The 20,729-nt window shown below is 44.2% G+C and carries 19 protein-coding genes; 8 read left to right on the top strand and 11 right to left on the bottom strand.

What is annotated here, in order from left to right; translation table 11 throughout:
- Window positions 1-46 precede the first annotated feature (46 nt).
- From nusB to NC99_RS09165, 6 genes are all read left to right on the top strand, one after another.
- Window positions 47-1,012 (top strand): transcription antitermination factor NusB, encoded by a 966-nt coding sequence (nusB, locus tag NC99_RS09190; RefSeq protein ID WP_053182690.1) that lies wholly within the window; start codon window positions 47-49, stop codon window positions 1,010-1,012.
- Window positions 1,009-1,431 (top strand): DUF1573 domain-containing protein, encoded by a 423-nt coding sequence (locus NC99_RS09185; RefSeq protein WP_053182687.1) that lies wholly within the window; start codon window positions 1,009-1,011, stop codon window positions 1,429-1,431. The genes nusB and NC99_RS09185 overlap by 4 nt, the downstream gene beginning before the upstream one ends.
- Window positions 1,432-1,442: 11 nt before the next feature.
- A complete protein-coding gene (gene yajC / locus NC99_RS09180; RefSeq protein WP_053182684.1) occupies window positions 1,443-1,757 on the top strand; it encodes a preprotein translocase subunit YajC in 315 nt (104 codons plus the stop codon).
- A gap of 67 nt (window positions 1,758-1,824) precedes the next feature.
- Window positions 1,825-2,820 (top strand): CdaR family protein, encoded by a 996-nt coding sequence (locus NC99_RS09175; RefSeq protein ID WP_053182681.1) that lies wholly within the window; start codon window positions 1,825-1,827, stop codon window positions 2,818-2,820.
- Between the two features lie 4 nt (window positions 2,821-2,824).
- The gene (coaE, locus tag NC99_RS09170; RefSeq protein ID WP_053182887.1) at window positions 2,825-3,412 is read left to right on the top strand and encodes a dephospho-CoA kinase; all 588 of its coding nucleotides are present in this window, start codon (window positions 2,825-2,827) and stop codon (window positions 3,410-3,412) included.
- A complete protein-coding gene (locus NC99_RS09165) occupies window positions 3,405-4,142 on the top strand; it encodes a TerB family tellurite resistance protein (protein WP_053182678.1) in 738 nt (245 codons plus the stop codon). Before coaE ends, NC99_RS09165 begins: the two co-directional genes overlap by 8 nt.
- A 46-nt stretch (window positions 4,143-4,188) precedes the next feature.
- On the opposite strand, the gene NC99_RS09160 is transcribed toward NC99_RS09165, so the two are convergent.
- The 6 genes from NC99_RS09160 to NC99_RS09135 all read right to left on the bottom strand — a co-directional run bounded on the left by NC99_RS09160 (window position 4,189) and on the right by NC99_RS09135 (window position 11,597).
- Entirely contained in the window at window positions 4,189-4,587 is a 399-nt protein-coding gene (locus tag NC99_RS09160) for a DUF3276 family protein (RefSeq protein ID WP_053182675.1), read from the bottom strand.
- A 118-nt stretch (window positions 4,588-4,705) separates the two neighbouring features.
- On the bottom strand, window positions 4,706-5,518 hold the full coding sequence (locus NC99_RS09155) for a M48 family metallopeptidase (protein WP_053182673.1): 813 nt from the start codon (window positions 5,516-5,518) through the stop codon (window positions 4,706-4,708).
- Window positions 5,519-5,615: 97 nt separating this feature from the next.
- Window positions 5,616-6,491, bottom strand: coding sequence for a bifunctional methylenetetrahydrofolate dehydrogenase/methenyltetrahydrofolate cyclohydrolase FolD (gene folD / locus NC99_RS09150; protein ID WP_053182671.1), 876 nt, complete (start codon window positions 6,489-6,491; stop codon window positions 5,616-5,618).
- Window positions 6,492-6,509: 18 nt separating this feature from the next.
- Window positions 6,510-7,838, bottom strand: coding sequence for a signal recognition particle protein (gene ffh / locus NC99_RS09145; RefSeq protein ID WP_053182668.1), 1,329 nt, complete (start codon window positions 7,836-7,838; stop codon window positions 6,510-6,512).
- A 446-nt stretch (window positions 7,839-8,284) separates the two neighbouring features.
- A complete protein-coding gene (argS, locus tag NC99_RS09140) occupies window positions 8,285-10,078 on the bottom strand; it encodes an arginine--tRNA ligase (protein ID WP_053182667.1) in 1,794 nt (597 codons plus the stop codon).
- A gap of 211 nt (window positions 10,079-10,289) precedes the next feature.
- The gene (locus NC99_RS09135) at window positions 10,290-11,597 is read right to left on the bottom strand and encodes an OmpA family protein (protein WP_053182664.1); all 1,308 of its coding nucleotides are present in this window, start codon (window positions 11,595-11,597) and stop codon (window positions 10,290-10,292) included.
- A gap of 189 nt (window positions 11,598-11,786) precedes the next feature.
- Here NC99_RS09135 and NC99_RS09130 point away from each other — a divergent pair, with 189 nt between their 5' ends.
- The gene (locus tag NC99_RS09130; RefSeq protein WP_053182661.1) at window positions 11,787-12,326 is read left to right on the top strand and encodes a 3'-5' exonuclease; all 540 of its coding nucleotides are present in this window, start codon (window positions 11,787-11,789) and stop codon (window positions 12,324-12,326) included.
- A gap of 111 nt (window positions 12,327-12,437) precedes the next feature.
- Window positions 12,438-13,433 carry a Gfo/Idh/MocA family protein gene (locus tag NC99_RS09125; RefSeq protein WP_053182658.1) on the top strand — a complete coding sequence of 332 codons (996 nt, stop codon included), beginning with the start codon at window positions 12,438-12,440 and terminating at the stop codon, window positions 13,431-13,433.
- A 71-nt stretch (window positions 13,434-13,504) separates the two neighbouring features.
- Here NC99_RS09125 and rplT read toward each other — a convergent pair whose 3' ends face one another.
- The 5 genes from rplT to purL all read right to left on the bottom strand — a co-directional run bounded on the left by rplT (window position 13,505) and on the right by purL (window position 20,635).
- Window positions 13,505-13,849 carry a 50S ribosomal protein L20 gene (gene rplT / locus NC99_RS09120; RefSeq protein ID WP_053182655.1) on the bottom strand — a complete coding sequence of 115 codons (345 nt, stop codon included), beginning with the start codon at window positions 13,847-13,849 and terminating at the stop codon, window positions 13,505-13,507.
- Between the two features lie 98 nt (window positions 13,850-13,947).
- Window positions 13,948-14,136, bottom strand: a complete 189-nt coding sequence (rpmI, locus tag NC99_RS09115) for a 50S ribosomal protein L35 (protein WP_449450983.1) — start codon at window positions 14,134-14,136, stop codon at window positions 13,948-13,950.
- Between the two features lie 36 nt (window positions 14,137-14,172).
- The gene (gene infC / locus NC99_RS09110; RefSeq protein ID WP_082326394.1) at window positions 14,173-14,694 is read right to left on the bottom strand and encodes a translation initiation factor IF-3; all 522 of its coding nucleotides are present in this window, start codon (window positions 14,692-14,694) and stop codon (window positions 14,173-14,175) included.
- Window positions 14,695-14,754: 60 nt separating this feature from the next.
- On the bottom strand, window positions 14,755-16,704 hold the full coding sequence (thrS, locus tag NC99_RS09105) for a threonine--tRNA ligase (RefSeq protein WP_053182645.1): 1,950 nt from the start codon (window positions 16,702-16,704) through the stop codon (window positions 14,755-14,757).
- Between the two features lie 241 nt (window positions 16,705-16,945).
- Complete coding sequence (gene purL, locus NC99_RS09100; RefSeq protein WP_053182640.1) at window positions 16,946-20,635, bottom strand: phosphoribosylformylglycinamidine synthase; 3,690 nt, start codon at window positions 20,633-20,635, stop codon at window positions 16,946-16,948.
- Between the last annotated feature and the right edge of the window lie 94 nt (window positions 20,636-20,729).

Raw genomic sequence — 20,729 nt, 5'->3', positions numbered from 1 at the left:
ATTTGTGTAACTTTGCCACCCTCAAAAGAAAACTAGTTCTAAGACAATGATTAGCAGAAGAATTATCCGCATTAAAGTTTTGCAGGTTTTGTACGCCTTTTATTCCACTCCTGACAAATCAATTAACAATACCGAGAAAGAACTCTTCTTCAGTATCCAGAAAACATACGACCTCTACCATTATTTGTTGGATTTGGTAATTGAAATTAGCAAACATGCTGAATCAGTCATCGAACTCCGGAAGAAAAAACATTTTCCAACCGAAGAAGATCTGAATCCAAACACCCGATTTATTCGGAACCAATTGATTGCCCAGTTACAAACCAATGAAAGTTTGACTAAATACCTGGCTCAATCGAAGTTAAGCTGGGTGAATGAACCGGAGCTGATTCGGAAATTATACACCGAAGTGCTAGCCAGCGATTTTTATAAAAGCTACATGGAAGCGGCCCAACACACCTACCAGGATGACCGGAAATTCGTTGAGCAACTGATGGCCGAAGTCATTCTTCAGTCGGAAGACCTGGCAATCATTTTGGAAGAACAGAGTATTTATTGGAATGATGATTTGGATTTTGTGGTGAGCATGATTCTTAAAACGTTGAAGAAATTTAAGGAATATACCCGCGAAAACCAGACACTGCTGCCCATGTTTAAAGATGAGGAAGATCGTCAGTTTTCCAAGGACCTCTATCGCAAAGTGGTACTTAACCACGACGAGCTGAAAGGAATCGTGACCAAGTACACCGTCAACTGGGATGTCGAGCGAATTGCCTTTATTGACGAGTTGATTCTGGAAATGGCCATTGCCGAATTTCTGTATTTCCCATCCATTCCGACGAAGGTGACACTAAACGAATACATCGAGTTGTCGAAATATTACAGCACCAAGAAAAGCCGGAACTTTATCAACGGAATTTTGGACAAAGCATTGAAAGCGCTGAAAACGGAAAATAAAATCCTGAAAGCCGGGCGCGGATTAATTGGCGAAGACGACAACTCTCCGTCATGAAAAACACGGCCGCCATTGTCATGCTACTTGTCCTTTTGGGCTGTCAAAACAAGGACAGCAAAACAACGACAAACACAGGTACGCCAAAGTTTGAGTTTCAGGAAGAATTCTATAATTTTGGGAGCTTGCAGGCAGGCGAAGTTGTTTCCTTTAGCTTCGGATTTTCGAACTCCGGCGATGGAACTCTAATTATCGAAAAAGTTGAAGCCGACTGTGGTTGTATAACCATTCATTTCCCAGAAGAGCCGATTGCTCCGGGAGAATCGGATTTTATTGAAGTGGTTTTTAACAGTGCCGGAGAAACCGGACGGATTTACAAGGAAATCATGGTTTATGCCAATACACAAGCGCCAACAGCCAAGCTTGCCATTGTAGCGACTGTAAATAATGAGCTAATAAATTTATATAGTAAAAACTAAAGAATAAAAAGATGAACTACTTATTGATGGCCCCGCAACCCGGTGCCGAGCAAAATCCGATTACTACATTTTTACCTTTGATTCTGATCATTGTGGTATTCTATTTTTTCATGATCAGACCACAGGTAAAACGTCAGAAGGAATTGAAAAAATTTCGTGAAAGTCTTGCAAAAGGCGACAAAGTGGTAACAACCGGCGGAATCTACGGTAAAGTTGTTGAAATAAAAGAAACTTACCTGTTGCTCCAGGTGGACGACAATGTAAAACTGCGTGTTGACAAAAGCGCCGTGGTTAAGGACATGTCAGATGTAACTCCGCAAAAATAATATTAGATTGATCAAATGACGAAAAGGGTCGACCACAAGTCAACCCTTTTTTTTTATCTTTGATTTCGTGAAAAATAAATGGACCAATAAGGCAAAGTACTTTTTAAAGAAGTTTCAAATCAAGAATGAGCGAAAGCTGGCCATCTTCTTGATTTGTGTCGGCATTGCTTCGGTTTTTTGGCTTTTGAATGCCTTGGAAAAGGAGTACAACGTTGAACTTTCCTTTCCGGTGCGTTATACCAATCTTCCAAAAAACAAAATGCTCATCAACGAACCACCCCGCCAATTTGTGCTCGATGTCCGTTCATTTGGTTTTACCTTGCTTCGTTATAAGTTAAGCATGGCATTTTCGCCGCTGGTATTTAATGTTGGTGAAATTATCGGAGAAGCGATGGAAGATAAAAACCAGAATCGCTATGCCATTCCAAGCCAGCAATACAGAAAAAACATGGCTGATCAAATCAGCAGCGAATTGAATGTCACGAGCATTTTACCCGACACCGTGTATTTTCAGTTTGACCAAATTGTCACCCAAAAGAAAAAAGTGACCCCAATTGTTACCTTCCAACTGAAAAAGCAACATTATTTGTACGATGAAATCAGTGTCGTTCCCGACTCGGTTGATGTGATGGGGCCACGATCGATACTCGACACCTTGACACAGGTCAAAACCGTAGCACAAAACCTCAAAACACTCGATGGTTCGGTGCAACGCACAGCCTCTCTTCAAACGATCAATATTGTTGAGTTCGCTCCCAAAAAGGTCACCATCCAAATTCCGGTTGAAGAATACACCGAGAAACAACTGGCCATTCCAGTCACCATCGACAGTATCCCGGACAACTTTAAAATCAACTTTTTCCCGGCTGAAGTTAAGGTTAGCTTTATGATTGGATTGAGCCGGTTTTCTGAAATTGATCCCTCCGATTTTAGAGCCTCGGTATCGTATGCCGACATTGAAAACAAAGTTGACTATTTGCCGGTTACTTTGGAGAACATTCCAAATCATCTGAAGTCGGTTGACTTTTTGCCAAAGAAAATTGAGTACCTCATTGAAAAATAAAAGTATGTTTAAAGTAGGTATCACAGGTGGAATTGGCAGTGGAAAATCCACCATTTGCCATTTTTTCAGCTTATTGGGAATTCCGGTATTTTATGCCGATCTGGAAGCCAAACGAATCATCAACGAATCGTCCGTTGTCCGCAGTAAAATGATCCTTCATTTCGGGAAAGACATTTACCAGAAAAACCAGACCATTGACCGAAAAAAACTGGCTGGCATCATCTTTAATTCGCCACTTTTGCTGCAAAAAGTCAATGCGATAGTGCATCCCGAAGTACGCAATTATTTTTTCGATTGGTGCAATAAGCAACGGTCGCCTTACATTATTCATGAGGCTGCTATTCTTTTTGAAAGTGGATTTTACCAGATAATGGACTTTAACATGCTGGTAACCGCTCCCGAAGAAGACCGAATTGCGAGGGTGATGAAACGAGACCAGCGTTCGATGCAAGAAATTAAAGAACGCATAGCCAAACAATGGCCGGATGAAGAAAAAAGGAAACTGGCCGATTATATTATTAAAAATGACAACCAGGAATTGATACTTCCTGTATTAATTGAACTAGATCAAAAATTTAGAAAGCATGGGTAAATTTGCAAAATGGGTAGCCGGCGGTTTAGGATGGGCATTCTTTGGTCCCATAGGAGGAATTGTTGGATTTGTCGTCGGATCAATGGTTGACGGCGAGGCCGGTAATCTTTCTCAAAACGGCACACAAACATCACAAACAGCCCGGACAACAACCGGTGGTTACGTCATGAGCTTGCTGGTACTGGTAGCCGCAGTGATGAAAGCAGACGGCAAAGTACTAAAATCGGAGCTCGATTACGTAAAGCAGTTCTTTGTTCGCTCTTTTGGAGCAAGCTCGGCGCAGGAAGCTGTTAAAATGCTGCGCGACCTGCTCAATCAGAACATACCGGTTGCCGATGTTTGCCGGCAAATTCAAAAGAACATGGATTATGCGTCGCGTTTGCAGCTGCTGCATTTTTTGTTTGGAATTGCACAAGCTGATGGGAAAGTCGATCCGACGGAAATGAATATGATCACACTGATCGCCCGAAACATGGGAATCAGCGCGAAAGATTTGGACTCAATCCAGTCGATGTTCGTTCCAAATACCGATTCCGCTTACAAAATATTAGAGGTCGAGAAATCTGCTTCGGATGAAGAAATCAAAAAGGCCTATCGGAAAATGGCTATGAAATATCATCCGGACAAGGTGAGCTATTTGGGAACCGATTTTCAGAATGCAGCCAAGGAAAAGTTTCAGAAAGTGAATGAGGCTTACGAAAAAATCAAAAAAGAACGCGCTTTTGCATAAAAAAAGGCTGCTCACAAAGCAGCCTTTTTTCTATACCTTCAAAGAGTTATCGATCGCTCTTTAGATCATCAAAATCAACGTTCGTATAATCTTTTGTTGCCATTACTTCTTCTTCATCTTCAGACATTGTCATATCAATTTCAATCTCTGCATCTTCCATTGACTGACTGGCCTTAATAAAGTCAATGACTTCACTCAACCCATCAGAAAACTTCTCAAAATCTTCTTTGTACAAAAAGATTTTGTGTTTTTCGAAGTGAAAATTACCATCCTGATCGTAACGCTTTTTACTCTCAGTCATCGTCAAATAGTACTCATCTTTCCGAGTAGCTTTTACATCGAAAAAATAGGTTCTTTTCCCAGCCCTTACAGCTTTTGAAAAGATTTCTTCTCTAAATTTACTGTCACCCTCGTGCATTTCATCTTTTTTATCAAAGCCTTCCATCTTTCACGTAATTAAGTTATATCCTATTTTGAACTATCAAAAATAAAGAATTATTTGGAAAATAGCTTAAAACTGTTAATAAACAGCAAATTATTTTTTTGACCCGATTTTTTACTACCTATTTATTTGACTTGTAGTATTTCATCGCCTCGGGCATAATCTCGTTCAAAGCCGCAATTCGCTTACTGTCTACCGGGTGGGTACTCATAAACTCAGGTGGTTTTTGTCCGCTATTTTCGGCCATTCGCTGCCAAAAAGCAACAGCCTCTTGCGGATTATACCCGGCAATGGCCATAAAAATCAGGCCCATTTTGTCAGCTTCGTACTCGTGCTGGCGCGAAAATGGCAACATTACGCCTACTTGTGAGCCCAATCCATAAGCCGCCGAAAAGATAGCCTGCGTCTCATTCGGCTTTTCCTTGATCGCTTCACCCAAGGCAATTCCACCCATTTGCACCAACATCGAGTGGCTCATGCGTTCGTTTCCATGGCGGGCAACCGCGTGGGCAACTTCGTGCCCCATAACGACTGCCAAACCCGCTTCGGTTTTTGTGAGCGGCAAAATTCCGCTGTAAACAACCACTTTTCCTCCGGGCATACACCAAGCATTGGGCACCTCATTTTCAACCAGGTTAAACTCCCATTGGAAGTATTGCAAATAACTTTCGTAGCCGTTCTCTGTCAAGTACTGCTCCACAGCCTTCGAAATATTTGCACCAATCCGTTTCACCATAGCAGTTTGCTGCTGGTTGGTTGATAGTTTATTGGTGTCAAGGAATTGATCATAGCTTGTCAAGCTCATTTCGACCAAGTTCGACTCAGGCAATAAATTAACCTGACTGCGACCTGTTAAAGGCACTGTACTGCACGATTCAAGAAAAAATGCAAGCGCCAAAAAAATCATAAAACTCAGGAAATTATTCTTTTTCATCTTTATTGTTTTCTTTGTTTCTGATATAAAGTTAAACAATCCAATTAAAAAAAGGTGACCGACTAAGCCACCTTTTTAAGAATTCTTTGAAACCAATTTATTTGTAAATCGTTCGTTTAGCAGCCAAAAGCGTGTTCTTCAGCAGGGCAACACGCGTCATTGGCCCCACACCGCCCGGAACCGGCGTAATATAGGAGCATTTTTCAGCAACTTCGTCAAAAGCAACATCTCCCTTCAGTTTAAAACCCGACTTGGTTTGATCTGATTTAACGCGGGTTGTACCCACATCAATCACCACAGCGCCTTCCTTCACCATGTCTCCCTTTATAAATTCGGGCGCTCCCAAAGCAGCGATCAGAATATCGGCATTGGCACACAACTCCTTCAGGTTTTTCGTCCGGCTATGAGCAACGGTAACGGTTGCATTCATGGCCTTCTGCGACATCAAGACACTCATCGGCCGGCCAACAATATTGCTTCGTCCAACAACCACGCAATCTTTTCCTGAAGTTTCAATATGATAGCGTTTCAACAACTCGACAATTCCATCGGGAGTAGCCGAGACAAAGCAGGGCAAGCCAATGACCATGCGCCCCACATTGATGGGGTGAAAACCATCCACATCTTTCTTTGGATCAATGGCTTCAATTACTTTTTGTTCTGAAATATGGCCGGGCAACGGCAACTGAACAATAAAGCCGTCCACGTCCTTGTCTCGATTCAATTCTTCCACTTTGGCCAGCAGCTCTTCTTCGGTTACATCGTCTTCAAACCGAATTAAGCTTGATTTGAATCCGACTTCCTCGCAGTCCTTAATTTTAAAGGCCACATAGGTTTCGCTACCGCCGTCGTGTCCAACCAGGATGGCGGCTAGATGAGGCTTTTTATTTCCGGCTGCCACGAGTTCACGAACTTCAGCTGCAATTTCTTTTTTAATATCCGTTGCGGTTTGTTTTCCATCAATTAACTTCATGCTATTCTTTTACAGGTTTTATCGTCTTGGTAAGTTTCCCATCATGCGTCCCATGTTTTTCCCTTGCGAAACCATTTTCATCATTTTTCTTGTTTCAGAAAACTGTTTGATCAGTCGGTTCACTTCCTGAATGTCGGTTCCTGCGCCATTGGCTATACGTTTTCTGCGCGATCCGTTCAGCAAAGAAGGATCATCGCGCTCAGCCGGGGTCATCGAATGAATAATTGCTTCGATATGCTTAAAAGCATCATCGTCTATATCCATATTCTTCAGGGCTTTTCCCATACCAGGAATCATCGCGGCCAGATCTTTAATGTTTCCCATTTTTTTGATTTGCTGAATCTGTTTCAGGAAATCGTCAAAATTGAATTGATTTTTGGCCAGTTTCTTTTGCAGTTTGCGCGCTTCATCGGCATCAAACTGCTCCTGGGCTTTTTCAACGAGCGAAACAATGTCACCCATTCCCAAAATACGATCGGCCATCCGCTCCGGGTGAAACACGTCCAAAGCCTCCATTTTCTCGCCGGTACCAACATACTTGATTGGCTTGTCAACCACGGTGCGAATAGACAACGCAGCTCCACCGCGCGTGTCACCATCAAGTTTGGTCAGCACGACACCGTCAAAGTTCAAGCGGTCGTTAAACTCTTTCGCTGTGTTAACCGCATCCTGCCCGGTCATGGAATCGACCACAAACAGAATTTCGTGAGGAGAAACCGCTTGTTTTACCGCACTAATTTCCTTCATCATTTCTTCGTCCACCGCCAATCGACCCGCTGTATCAATGATGACCACATCGTGTCCATTGGCTTTGGCATGTTTTATTGCGGCCTGGGCAATCTTCACGGGCTCTTTACTGCCTTCTTCGGTATAAACCGGCACATCGATTTGTCCGCCCAAAACTTTCAACTGGTCGATCGCTGCCGGACGATACACGTCACCGGCCACCAATAGCGGATGTTTTCCACGCTTGCTTTTAATTAATTTGGCCAGTTTACCGGAGAAGGTGGTTTTACCCGAACCTTGCAAGCCGGCAATCAAAATAACCGTTGGATTTCCGGTCAGGTTAATGTCAACAGACTTACCACCCATGAGTACAGCCAGTTCGTCGTGTACGATCTTGACCATCATTTCGCCAGGCTTCACAGCCGACAAAACATCCTGTCCCAGCGCCTTTTCCTTAACAGTCTCGGTAAATGACTTGGCGATCTTAAAGTTGACATCGGCATCGAGCAATGCGCGACGCACTTCCTTTAAAGTTTCGGCTATATTAATTTCGGTGATTCGTCCCTGTCCTTTGAGCAACTGAAACGACCGTTCCAGCTTTTCATTCAAATTCTCAAACATATTCGTAAGCTTATGGATTTATTTTCAAGTGTCAGCAAAAATACAAAAATAAAATAAAGGCAAATTTTAAAATTTCATTAAAAAAGATTGATTTAAGGGGTTACCTTTTTCTGTAAAACAGAATAAACAGTTGTGAGTTCTTTTGGTGCACAAATCGATTAAACGTAGGGGAAGATGAAAGAAGATAATTCATATTACTACGGACTTGTTTTTGGATGTCCGATGAGAGAGGAAATCGAGACCTGTGCTTACAAAAACATCCGACAGTTAAGTTTACCTGAAAGAATTCAATACATCAATTCGCTCACAAGTTATGAACGGGCAGTTTTAGTTAGAGAACACAAAGACTGCTTGTGTCAACGAGAAAATAAAGTCCCTTTTTCACGAATCGCAATTTTGTAGAAATCTGGGGGTCAATTTTGACCCCCTTTTTTTCATTTCCTTTTTTACATGCGTTCCGGCACACGAATTCCCAACAAGTTCATTCCCGATTTCACAACATTCGCGATGGTTTGCGACAACACCAACCTAAAATTACGAATCGCTTCGTCCTGCTCTCCCAGTATGGAATGATCGTGATAAAACTGGTTAAATTCCTTCACCAGGCTATAAATGTAATTGGCAATAATTGCCGGACTGTAAGTATCCCCTGCTTCTTTAACTGCCGCCGGAAAAAGCGACAGAGACTTAATCAGCTCCTGCTCTTTTTCTGAAATTGACAGGGCGACATCCAGCTTTTTTGTCACCTGAATACCGCTGGCTTCGGCCTTCCGAATCACCGAGCGGATACGAGCATAGGTGTACTGAATAAAAGGTCCGGTATTTCCGTTAAAATCGATCGATTCTTCCGGGTTAAAAAGCATGTTCTTTTTGGGATCTACTTTCAGCATGAAATATTTTAAGGCTCCCAAAGCAATTGTTTTGTATGTTTCGGCCAATTCGTCATCCGAATAGCCTTCGAGTTTTCCCAACTCTTCAGAGGTTCTTCGGGCGACATCAACCATTTCGGCCATTAAATCGTCCGCATCGACAACGGTTCCTTCGCGTGATTTCATTTTCCCATGAGGAAGTTCCACCATTCCATATGAAAAGTGGTGCAGCCCTTTACCCCAATCGAAACCAAGTTTATCCAACAAAACCGACAAGACCTGAAAATGATAATTTTGCTCATTTCCAACCACATAAATCATTTTGTCAATTTTGTAGTCATTGAAACGCAACTTGGCGGTTCCAATGTCCTGGGTCATATACACCGAAGTTCCGTCGCTGCGTAAAAGTATTTTTTCATCCAAGCCATCTGCGGTCAAATCGGCCCAAACGGACTGGTCTTCGCGCTGATGAAACAGGCCTTCCTTCAACCCTCGCAAAACTTCTTCTTTACCAACCAGGTAGGTATCCGACTCGTAGTAAATTTTGTCAAAATCAACACCCAGTTCCTTGTAGGTGATGTCGAAACCATCGTACACCCACTGGTTCATCATTTCCCAAAGCTTAATCACTTCCGGATCGCGGGCTTCCCATTTCAGCAGCATTTCGCGCGCCGCAACAATAGATGGGGCCTGTTGTTCGGCCTCTTCCTTGCTCAGTCCACTAGCCATCAACTCACTGATTTCTGCTTTGTAATGTTTATCGAATAACACATAAAAATCGCCAACCAGGTGATCGCCTTTCACGCCTGTATTTTCAGGTGTTTTTCCTTCGCCCCATTTTTGCCAGGCATACATGGATTTGCAGATATGAATTCCACGATCGTTTACAATATTGGTCTTGACCAGATTGTTGCCGTTGGCTTTTATGATTTCGCCAATTGAATAACCCAACAAGTTATTTCGAATGTGGCCCAGGTGTAAGGGTTTATTGGTATTGGGCGATGAATACTCGACCATAACCAAGGGCGAATTTTCGTTGGCCGGAGTCAGCCCAAATTCTTGATTATTGGCAGCATCCTCCAAAACTGTTACCCAGTATGCTTTTGAAATCAGCAAATTCAGAAAGCCTTTGACGACCAAAAAATCGTCCACCGCCCCAACATGGGATTTCAGGTATTCCCCCAGTTCGGTTGCTGTTTGTTCCGGTGATTTTCGGGAAATCCTCAGGAAAGGAAAAACGACCACAGTCATATCACCTTCAACATCTTTTCGGGTATTTTGAATTTGAACTGAATCCGCTTGGATTGTTTGTCCGTAAAGCGCCTGAACAGCCTCAACAATTTTACTCTTTATAATTTGGTCAATATTCATAAGCTCTGTGAATTATTTTAATGTCGTTTTTGAAGAAAATTTATCATGCGAAAAAAACCAGCATGAATAAAAAATTAATTTGTGATGTCGGCCATTTTTTGAACCGCAAAGATAATAGTTTCTCCCTGAAAAGCGGACTCTTTATTCAACCGAAAAAAAAGAGCCCTGCTTTCGCAGAGCCCTTTCAATCAAGATCATTTTTAAGTGATGCCTATTTATCTTCTTTTATCTCCACCCTTCGGTTCTTTGCACGGCCAGCTTCAGTATCGTTCGGAGCAATGGGCTTCGACAATCCATACCACTGAACGGTTGCAATTCGTTCGGGAGCGATACCATGGTCAACTAAGTACTGCCTTGCTGCTTTAGCCCTGGCTTCAGAAAGCTTCATATTGTAAGCTGCGGTCCCTATTTCGTCAGCATGTCCGTAAAGACTAACTCTCAATTCCGGATTCTCTTTCATCGCTTCAATCAAACTGTTCAGTTCCTCCATGGCAGCAGGTTTCAATGTGCTTTTGTCAAAGTCGAACAGCAAATTATCAAATTCGGCTTTGGACAACGGACAACCTTTGTTTTCAACTGGCCCGGCTTGGGTCGGACAATCATCTTCTTCATCGACCAAGCCGTCGCCATCGCTGTCAATCGGGCAACCTTTTGAATCAACTTTATAGCCTTGAGGCGTATCCGGACATTTGTCATCCTTGTCGGCTACGCCATCACCATCGCTATCCGGACAACCTTTCAGCGCTTTTACTCCCGGAGTATCCGGACAATCGTCATCTTTGTCGGCTACGCCATCACCGTCCCGGTCAGGACAACCGTCCAAAGCAATTTCTCCGGCTTCCGTCGGACAATCATCCTTATAGTCAGGCACACCATCACCATCAGTATCAATTGGGCAGCCACGTGCATCAACAGCAACACCCTCCGGTGTATTTGGGCAATCATCTTTTCTGTCTGGTACGCCATCCATGTCGGCGTCCTTCGAGCCGCCAAAGCTGATTTCAATACCTCCAACACCTTTCCAGAAGCTTTCGGTATAAGTGCCTTCTTCCACAGCTTTTTCGCCACGCAAGCCTTCAACAAAACCTCCCTCCACAAAGAGGGCAACACTTGAACTTAGCGGGAACTTAAATCCTAAGCCGGCATCCCAGTTGACCCCTTCGGTTGAGTTATCGAAAATATAACCCGGGCCACCATACAAATAGGGCTGCACCTTGCTTTCTTCCTGAAAGATATAGCCATTATTCAACTTATATCTCAAATTCAAAAAAGTACTGCTAAAATCCAAAGTATTGGTGACTTCGGTATTGGCCAGGCCGAAATTATTCAGCAGCATCAAATCAAACGATGGATTTAGATACCTGCTAAAGTAGAACTCGGTAATCAAACCAGTACCTTCCTTCGAATTTCCGTAATAGGCGCCACCACCAAGACCAACCGCCCATTTCTTTTCTGCAGTTTGTGCGTGAAGCATCATTCCAATGCAAAGGAAAAAAGACAAAACAATTATTCGTTTCATAGTGTAAGTAATTAAGTGAATGGTTAAAGATGTTATCTATTTTCAAATTTAATCATGCCAGACAGACAAAAAGCACAAACATTTTAAACGTTTAAATGCGCCGTGCCAAGAATCCCGCCGAATCATTAAATTTTAATTTTTAATAAAGCTAAGGCATTTTTATTATTTTCACCAAAAAAAGAGGATAACTTGTTTAGTATTGTTGATATCGAGACGACCGGCCAAAGTGCGCAGAACGGAAAAATTACCGAAATCGCCATCTATGTTCACAACGGAACTCAGGTGGTTGATTCGTTTGTGAGTTTAATCAACCCGGAGTGCCACATACCGTATTTCATTACAAAACTAACCGGTATTGACAACCACATGGTGGCCGATGCTCCAAAGTTTTATCAGGTGGCCAAAAAAGTGGTTGAACTCACCCAGGGAACGACCTTTGTGGCCCACAATGCCAGCTTCGACTACCGTTTTGTCCAACAGGAATACCGGCGGCTGGGCTACGAGTACAAGCGCAAAACCATGTGCACGGTCAAGTTGAGCCGCAAATACCTCCCCGGACATTCGTCCTATTCGCTTGGCAAACTTTGTGATGATTTACAAATCCGGATCGATGGCCGGCACCGGGCTGGCGGCGATGCTTTGGCAACAGTCAAACTGTTCGAAATTATTCTGAATAAACACATCCATCCAGCTGTTAATGGACAGATAATACAGCCGAAGCTATTTTGATCAACTCCGAAAAACATCTCTGCGAAATACTTTTAAACCCTTCCCTTTTTCCATAACTTGTCATCGCAACACGAGAAGCAAAGTCAATATTAGAAATCAAACAATAAACTTATGACAACAAAAATTAGATGGGGTATTTTAAGCACGGCAAAGATTGGCGTTCAGAAAGTGATTCCGGCCATCCAAAAAGGCAACTTTTGTCGTGTGGAGGCCATTGCTTCGCGTAAGATTTCGCGCGCCAACGAAGTGGCAGATGCGCTGGGTATTGCCAAACGCTACGCATCATATGAAGAACTGCTGTCGGATCCGGATATTGATGCCATTTATAACCCACTACCCAACCATTTGCATGTTTACTGGACCATGAAGGCTTTGGAAGCCGGAAAACACGTGCTTTGCGAAAAACCGATTGGCATGAATGCCGACGAAGCCAAAGCTCTGGTTGAGGCCGCAAAAAAATACCCAGGCCTCAAAGTAATGGAAGCTTTCATGTATCGCTTCCATCCGCAATGGGAAAAAACGCGGGAGCTGGTTCAATCGGGAAAGATTGGGCAGGTTAGCCTGGTTCAGTCCTTCTTCTCGTACTACAATGTCGACCCTGAAAACATCAGAAATAAAGCCGATATTGGAGGCGGCGCCTTGATGGACATTGGCTGTTACTGTGTTTCTTTCCCCCGGTTTATTTTTGATGAAGAACCTGTAAAAGTGGCCGGACAGATGGATTTTGATCCCGTCATGAAAACCGACCGGCTTAGTTCAGGAATGTTACAGTTTTCAGCTGGAAAAAGTGCCACATTTACGTGTTCCACGCAGCTTATGCCCTTTCAGCAGGCCAATATTTTTGGAGACCACGGGCACATCCAAATTGAAATACCCGTGAATGCACCTCCAAACGAACCGAGCCAGATTACACTACGAACCCGGGAGAAGACCGAATCGTTTGTTTTTGATGCGGTTGATCAATACACTTTGCAGGCCGATGCCTTTGCGCATGCCATCCTACGCAACGAGGAAGTCCCCACGCCACTTTCAGACGCTGTTGGAAACATGACCGCCATCGACGGGATTGTGGCCAGTGCCAAAAATAACCAATGGATTGTTCTGTAAAAAAAGGCACAAAAAAACCTCGCAAATTGCGAGGTTTTTTAATTCATGTTTATTTCACCTGTAATTCCTACTTACTTTACTTTTCCAACTACAGCTTTGAAAGCTTCAGGCTGGTTCAACGCTAAATCAGCTAATACTTTACGGTTGATTTCAATGTTGTTCTTTTTCAACAAGCCGATTAACTGAGAATAACTTAGTCCTTCCTGGCGTGCTGCAGCGTTAATACGTTGAATCCACAATGCGCGGAAGTTTCTCTTTTTTGTTTTCCGGTCACGGTAAGCATAAACCAATGCTTTTTCGTGAGCGTTTTTTGCTACTGTCCAAACGTTTTTACGGGCACCCCAATAGCCTTTTGTTTGCTTGAGGATTTTTTTTCTACGAGCCCGAGATGCTACGTGATTTACTGATCTTGGCATAATCTTCGATTTATGAGCGGTTAGCGTCCGGCAGCTACCGGATCTTTACAGCTAATTCCCTCTGTTATATACTCTTAATAATTTTGAAAAGGATTGAATTACTTCATGTTAAGCATCAGCTTCACATTTTTCTCATCCGACTTGGCAACCGTTCCCCAATAGGTCAGGTTTCTTTTTTGCTTTGTGCCTTTTTTAGTCAGGATGTGACTTTTATAAGCGTGCTTCCTTTTCAGTTTTCCGGAGCCGGTTAATTTAAACCGCTTTTTTGCACCGGATTTCGTCTTCATTTTTGGCATCTTTCTAATTTTTATATTCGAAGAATGTTACTTCTTCTTTTTAGGTGTAATAAACATGGTCATTCTTTTTCCTTCCAGGCGGGGCAACTGCTCTACCTTTCCGAGATCTTCCAACTCGGTGGCAAACCGTAAAAGCAAAATTTCACCTTGCTCTTTAAATAAAATCGACCGACCTTTAAAGAACACATAAGCTTTTACTTTAGCTCCTTCTTTTAAGAATTTCTCAGCATGCCTCAGCTTAAACTCAAAATCGTGATCGTCGGTATTCGGCCCAAACCGAATTTCCTTAACCACCACCTGCACGGCTTTGGCTTTCATTTCTTTTTGTTTCTTTTTTTGCTGATAAAGAAACTTCTTGTAATCTATAACTTTACAAACCGGAGGATCTGCGTTGGGTGAAATTTCAACCAAGTCCAACTCCATTTCATCAGCCATTCTTAATGCTTCCGACAACGGATATACGCCTTGATTTTCAATGTTATCACCAACTAAGCGTACCTGCTGAGCACGTATACGCTGATTGATGTTGTGCTGTGGAGCAGTGTCCACTCTTCTTCCTCCTCGATATGGGCGTTTTTTTATTGCGATAAGAAAAACCTCCTATTCTTTTTAGTTATAAAATGATGCTAATTGTTCTTTCACTTCCTTGTTGATGAATTCAGCAAACTCTTCCTTGGTCATCGTTCCCTGGTCTCCCTCGCCCTGCTTTCGCACTGCGACCATACCCGATTCTGCTTCTTTTTCACCCACTATTAACAAATACGGGATACGTTTTAACTCGTTATCCCGGATTTTACGACCGATCTTTTCATTCCGGTCGTCAATTAAGCTGCGAATATCGGAATTATTTAGAAAACTTGAAAGATTTTCTGCATATTCATTATACTTTTCGCTTATGGGCAGAATAACTACCTGCTCCGGTGTTAACCATAAAGGAAATTTTCCGGCGGTATGTTCAATTAAAACAGCCACAAAACGTTCCATTGATCCAAAGGGTGCGCGGTGAATCATGACCGGGCGGTGACGGTTATCGTCAGAACCAATGTATTCGAGCTTAAACCGCTCAGGCAGGTTGTAATCTACCTGAATGGTTCCCAGCTGCCAGCTGCGGCCCAAAGCATCTTTAATCATAAAATCCAGTTTTGGCCCGTAAAATGCCGCTTCTCCCAAAACAGTGGTTGTTCTCAAACCTTTTTCCTGGGTTGCTTCAATAATGGCTTGTTCTGCTTTGTCCCAGTTTTCGGTCGATCCGATGTACTTCTCGGGTTTGTTCGGGTCGCGCAAGGATATCTGTGCTGTATAATCTTCAAAATTCAATGCTTTGAAAATGATGAAGATAATATCGATCACCTTTTTAAATTCGTCTTTCAGCTGGTCGGGACGGCAATAGATGTGTGCGTCATCTTGAGTAAATCCGCGAACGCGCGTCAAACCGTGCAACTCGCCACTTTGCTCGTAACGGTAAACGGTTCCAAACTCGGCCATGCGCACGGGTAAGTCTTTGTACGAACGAGGCTTGAACTTATACAGCTCGCAGTGGTGCGGACAGTTCATCGGCTTTAGCATGTACTCTTCGCCTTCGGCGGGAGTTTTTATCGTTTGGAACGAATCGGCACCGTATTTGGCATAGTGGCCGGACGTTTTGTATAAATTGATATCGCCAATGTGTGGTGTGATCACCTGCTCGTAGCCGAATTTCTTTTGTACTTTTTTCAAGAAATCCTCTAACTGCTGACGAAGCATGGCTCCTTTGGGCAGCCACATGGGCAAGCCCTGTCCCACTTCCTGCGAGAAAGTAAACAGCTCCATTTCCTTGCCAATCTTCCGGTGGTCGCGTTTTTTGGCTTCTTCCAGCATCACCAGGTACTCCTCCAGCATTTTTTGTTTTGGAAAGGTTACGCCGTACACTCGGGTCAGCATTTTATTTTTTTTATCGCCACGCCAGTATGCGCCTGCAATCGATGTTAGTTTAACCGCTTTTACATAGCCAGTGTTAGGCAAGTGCGGCCCACGACATAGGTCTGTAAAGTTACCCTGGTTGTACAGAGTTATTGTTCCGTCTTCCAATTCACTGATCAGTTCCTGCTTCAGCTCATCATCTTTTTCGGTGAACATGCGCAAGGCATCTTCTTTCGAAATATCCTGACGAACCAGCTCATTTTTCTGACGAGCCAGTTCAATCATTTTTTGCTCAATCTTCTCCAGGTCTTTTTCTGAAAGCTGCTTTCCTGCGGGCAAATCAATGTCGTAATAAAAGCCGGTGTCAACAGTAGGCCCGATTCCAAATTTGGTTCCCGGATAAAAACTTTCGATTGCTTCGGCCATCAGGTGAGCCGACGAGTGCCAGAAAGTTTCCTTTCCTTCGCGGTCATCCCAAGTGTGTAGGTTTATGCTGGCATCGTCAGAAATGGGCCGGTTCAAATCCCAAACCGAGCCGTTAACCGAAATGGCCAACACATCTTTTGCCAACCGGTTACTGATTGCTTTCGCGATTTCCAGTCCGGTAATTCCACTTTCAAACTCGCGAACACTGTTATCTGGTAATGTTATTTTAATCATCCGTATTGATTTGTGCGTTTTATTTTCAGGCTGCAAAGATAAGTATTATTAGCTGACCACGACAAGGGTTAACCCATAATTTCGAAGCAGTTGAGCAACACTGCCCCATCACAAATAATCCCACGGCAAATTCAACAGCAAAATCACCGCACATCAATGCATCTTCTGAATTTCGATTGGATGGTTCGCGAAATTATATCGGCATGAAAAAAGGCTCCCAAAATGAGAGCCTTTTTGTTTCTTATTGTTTATTCTTTTTGATCCATTCCCGTGCGTTTACAAAAGCTTCGATCCACGGTGCCACTTCGTCTTTCTTGCGGTCAGCCGGATAATACGGCCAGTGCCAAGGTTTGAATGCACGCTCCAGATGCGGCATCATGACCAGGTGACGACCATCTTTCGAGCAAATGGAAGCCGTATTGTAATCCGAACCATTCGGGTTTCCGGGATAAAAATCGTAACTGTATTTGTATGGAATATGATATTGATCTTCGCTGTATGGCAAGCTGAATTTCCCTTCGCCGTGGGCGATCCAAACCCCCAGCTTCATGCCGGCCATCGACTTCAGCATGACCGAGTCATTTTCGGCAATCTCCACATTCACGAAAGCCGATTCGAACTTGTGCGACTCGTTGTGTAGCATCTTCGGCATCTGTTCATGCTCCGGATAAAGCAGGCCAAGTTCAACCATTAACTGGCAACCATTGCAAACACCAAGGCTAAGCGTATCATTTCGCTTGTAGAAGTTTTCCAAAGCAACGCGGGCTTTCTCATTGTATTTGAAAGCGCCGGCCCATCCTTTGGCTGAGCCTAAAACATCGGAGTTTGAAAAGCCACCAACAAACACAATCAGGTTAACATCTTCCAGTGTTTCACGTCCCGAAATCAAGTCAGTCATGTGGACATCTTTCACATCCAAACCAGCCAGGTACATCATGTAAGCCATTTCACGATCACCATTCACCCCTTTCTCGCGGATGATGGCCGCTTTAATTCCACTTGACGTGCGACGATTCAAATCAATGCCATAGTCGCCTGCTTTTCCGGTGAAGTTTTTGAAATCGTAATGCAGCTCATTTCGCTTGTAATTTTTGAAACGCTCCAGGGCCAGTTCTTCCCCACTCTGCTTGCGGTCCATCAGGTATGATGATTTGAACCACAACTCGCGCAGGGAATCGATATCCAAGTCAAATTCAGCGTTGAAGTTCTTAACCGAGAAAGCACGTTTCCCGGCAGGTTGGCCAATTTTGACGAAGCGCACACCGGCCACATTTAAACGGGACTCGAGTGTTTCCGCATCGGCTGCCTGAATCACGATTCCCGGGTTTTCATTGAAGAACACCTTGGCCGAATCCGCTTCACCCAAGCCGGTCAAGTCTAAACGCAAGCCAGTCTCATTATCACTGAAACACATTTCCAGCAAAGTGGTAATCAAACCGCCCGAAGCCACATCGTGACCGGCCAAAATCAATTCGTCTTCAATCAACTCCTGAACGGCATTAAACGCCTTCAAAAAGTAAGCAGGATCAGCCACGGTTGGCGCATCCTGTCCCAGCTTATTGATGATTTGCCCGAAGGCACTTCCACCCAAAACCAGCGGAGTCGACGACAAATCAATATAGTAAAGTGGTTTGCTGGTATCATTGACCGCCACCGGCTCCACGACTTTCTTCACGTCCGTCACTTCGCCCGAAGCGGAGATGATCACCGTTCCCGGCGAATAAACCACATCGTCCTTGTACTTCTGGGTCATCGACATGGAGTCTTTTCCCGTTGGAATATTGATTCCCAAAGCGCAGGCAAAATCGCTGGCGGCTTTCACCGCCTTGTAAATCCGTGCATTTTCGCCGGCATTTTTTGCCGGCCACATCCAGTTGGCGCTCAGCGAAACGCTTTTCATTTGATCCGGCATGGGTGCCCAAATCAGGTTCGTGAGCGATTCGGCGATCGAAAGAATGGAACCACTTTCAGCATTGATCATTCCGGCAACCGGCGCATGACCAATGGTGGTGGCAAAACCACTTTTGCCCTGGTAGTCCAGCGTAATCACGCCAACATTATTTAAAGGAAGGTGCAGTTTACCGGCTCCCTGCTGCTTGGCAATGCGTCCGGTTACTGAGCGGTCCACCTTGTTGGTCAACCAGTCTTTACAGGCAACAGCTTCCAGTTGAAGCACGTCTTCCAAATACGTTTCAATTTGAGCTTGATCGTAAGCCAAGTCGGCAAAATTGGCTTTTTCCGTCGTATCAGTCAAAACTGTTTTCGGCGGATTTCCAAACATATAGGCCAACTGCCAGTCGATTGGTTTTTCACCGGTTTTCGAATTCTCGAAGGTGAACTGCATATCGCCGGTTGTTTCACCAATCACATACATGGGCGCCCGTTCGCGATCAGCGATTTTCCTGAGCAAATCCACATGCTTCTCGCGCATCACCAGGCCCATGCGCTCCTGCGATTCGTTGCCAATGATTTCTTTTTGCGACAAGGTAGGATCGCCAACCGGCAACTTGCTGGTGTCGATCTTTCCGCCGGTTTCCTCAACCAACTCCGACAGACAGTTCAGGTGGCCGCCGGCACCGTGGTCATGAATAGAGATGATGGGATTGTCGTCCGATTCCGCCAGCGCACGAATGGCATTGTAGGCCCGCTTTTGCATTTCGGGATTGGCCCGCTGCACGGCGTTCAGCTCAATGGCATTTTCAAATTCGCCGGTAGCTACCGACGACACTGCGCCGCCACCCATTCCGATGCGGTAGTTGTCGCCACCCAGTAGCACCACTTTGTCGCCAATGCCCGGCTTATCTTTCAGGCTGTCTTTTTTGGCACCAAAGCCAATACCACCGGCCAGCATGATCACTTTGTCGTAACCGTATTTCTTGTAATTTTCGAAATGCTCAAAGGTGAGTACCGAACCAGTAATCAGCGGCTGGCCAAACTTGTTGCCAAAGTCGCTGGCTCCGTTCGAGGCTTTGATCAGAATTTCTTCGGGTGTTTGGTACAGCCACGGGCGTTCTTCGGTGGCCTGTTCCCAGCTGCGGGCATCTTCGGTGCGCGGATACGAAGTCATATAAACCGCAGTTCCCGCAATGGGCAAACTGCCTTTTCCGCCGGCAATCCGGTCGCGAATTTCACCGCCTGTTCCGGTTGCTGCTCCGTTAAACGGCTCAACAGTGGTTGGAAAGTTATGCGTTTCGGCTTTCAGTGAAAGCACGGTTTCGATATCTTTTACTTCGAAAAAGTCTGGCTTATCCTGCGTTTTGGGTGCAAATTGCTCCACTACAGGCCCCTGCACAAACGAGCAGTTGTCTTTGTAGGCCGAAACAATTTTATTGGGATTTTCTTTCGATGTTTTCTTAATCATTTGAAAGAGCGACATCTCCTGCTCCACCCCGTCAATCACAAAAGTTCCGTTGAAAATTTTATGACGGCAATGCTCCGAGTTCACCTGCGAAAAGCCAAACACTTCGCCGTCGGTGAGCTTGCGGCCCATTTTTTCGGCCACCGAATTCAGATAGTCAATTTCATCTTCGCTTAAGGCCAGCCCTTCCTGGTTGTTGTATGCGGCAATATCGTCGATTTCGAGGATGGGCTCCGGCTTTTTGTTGATGGTGAAAATCGCCTGATCCAAATCCTGGTACAAACGTTTCAACATGAGGTCGTAACCTGCCGAACGGTCCGGCACTTCAACAAACTCTTCCATGCGCACAATGCCTTCGAGTCCCATATTTTGGGTAATTTCAACCGCATTGGTACTCCAGGGTGTAATTATTTCTTTTCGGGGGCCAACAAAAAAACCGCTTAGTTTGTCTTGCGCAACCAGGGTAGCTTCACCAAGCAACCAGTTCAGTTTTTGAATGTCTTCGTCGGAAAAAGAAACAGTGGTTTGAACAGCAATGATGCTGCCTTGAAGGGTCTTGAAGAATAAAATCATGTTGAATCGGTTAATGATTAAGTGATATGTTATATAACACGCCACAAAGATAAAAATTCCTCAGGAAGAAACATTCGAATGATTCTGAAAACCG

This window comes from Sunxiuqinia dokdonensis, assembly GCF_001270965.1.
GTDB classification, from domain to species: Bacteria; Bacteroidota; Bacteroidia; order Bacteroidales; family Prolixibacteraceae; genus Sunxiuqinia; species Sunxiuqinia dokdonensis.
The sequence above is the reverse complement of the archived record's forward strand: the minus strand, read 5'-3'. Positions and strand labels throughout refer to the sequence as shown.

Bases quoted from the DNA above. Each gene is read 5' to 3' on its own strand.
- nusB (WP_053182690.1), top strand. From the start codon at position 47: ATGATTAGCAGAAGAATTATCCGCATTAAAGTTTTGCAGGTTTTGTAC.
- NC99_RS09185 (WP_053182687.1), top strand. From the start codon at position 1,009: ATGAAAAACACGGCCGCCATTGTCATGCTACTTGTCCTTTTGGGCTGT.
- yajC (WP_053182684.1), top strand. From the start codon at position 1,443: ATGAACTACTTATTGATGGCCCCGCAACCCGGTGCCGAGCAAAATCCG.
- coaE (WP_053182887.1), top strand. From the start codon at position 2,825: ATGTTTAAAGTAGGTATCACAGGTGGAATTGGCAGTGGAAAATCCACC.
- NC99_RS09165 (WP_053182678.1), top strand. From the start codon at position 3,405: ATGGGTAAATTTGCAAAATGGGTAGCCGGCGGTTTAGGATGGGCATTC.
- NC99_RS09160 (WP_053182675.1), bottom strand. From the start codon at position 4,587: ATGGAAGGCTTTGATAAAAAAGATGAAATGCACGAGGGTGACAGTAAA.
- NC99_RS09155 (WP_053182673.1), bottom strand. From the start codon at position 5,518: ATGAAAAAGAATAATTTCCTGAGTTTTATGATTTTTTTGGCGCTTGCA.
- folD (WP_053182671.1), bottom strand. From the start codon at position 6,491: ATGAAGTTAATTGATGGAAAACAAACCGCAACGGATATTAAAAAAGAA.
- ffh (WP_053182668.1), bottom strand. From the start codon at position 7,838: ATGTTTGAGAATTTGAATGAAAAGCTGGAACGGTCGTTTCAGTTGCTC.
- argS (WP_053182667.1), bottom strand. From the start codon at position 10,078: ATGAATATTGACCAAATTATAAAGAGTAAAATTGTTGAGGCTGTTCAG.
- NC99_RS09135 (WP_053182664.1), bottom strand. From the start codon at position 11,597: ATGAAACGAATAATTGTTTTGTCTTTTTTCCTTTGCATTGGAATGATG.
- NC99_RS09125 (WP_053182658.1), top strand. From the start codon at position 12,438: ATGACAACAAAAATTAGATGGGGTATTTTAAGCACGGCAAAGATTGGC.
- rplT (WP_053182655.1), bottom strand. From the start codon at position 13,849: ATGCCAAGATCAGTAAATCACGTAGCATCTCGGGCTCGTAGAAAAAAA.
- rpmI (WP_449450983.1), bottom strand. From the start codon at position 14,136: ATGAAGACGAAATCCGGTGCAAAAAAGCGGTTTAAATTAACCGGCTCC.
- thrS (WP_053182645.1), bottom strand. From the start codon at position 16,704: ATGATTAAAATAACATTACCAGATAACAGTGTTCGCGAGTTTGAAAGT.
- purL (WP_053182640.1), bottom strand. From the start codon at position 20,635: ATGATTTTATTCTTCAAGACCCTTCAAGGCAGCATCATTGCTGTTCAA.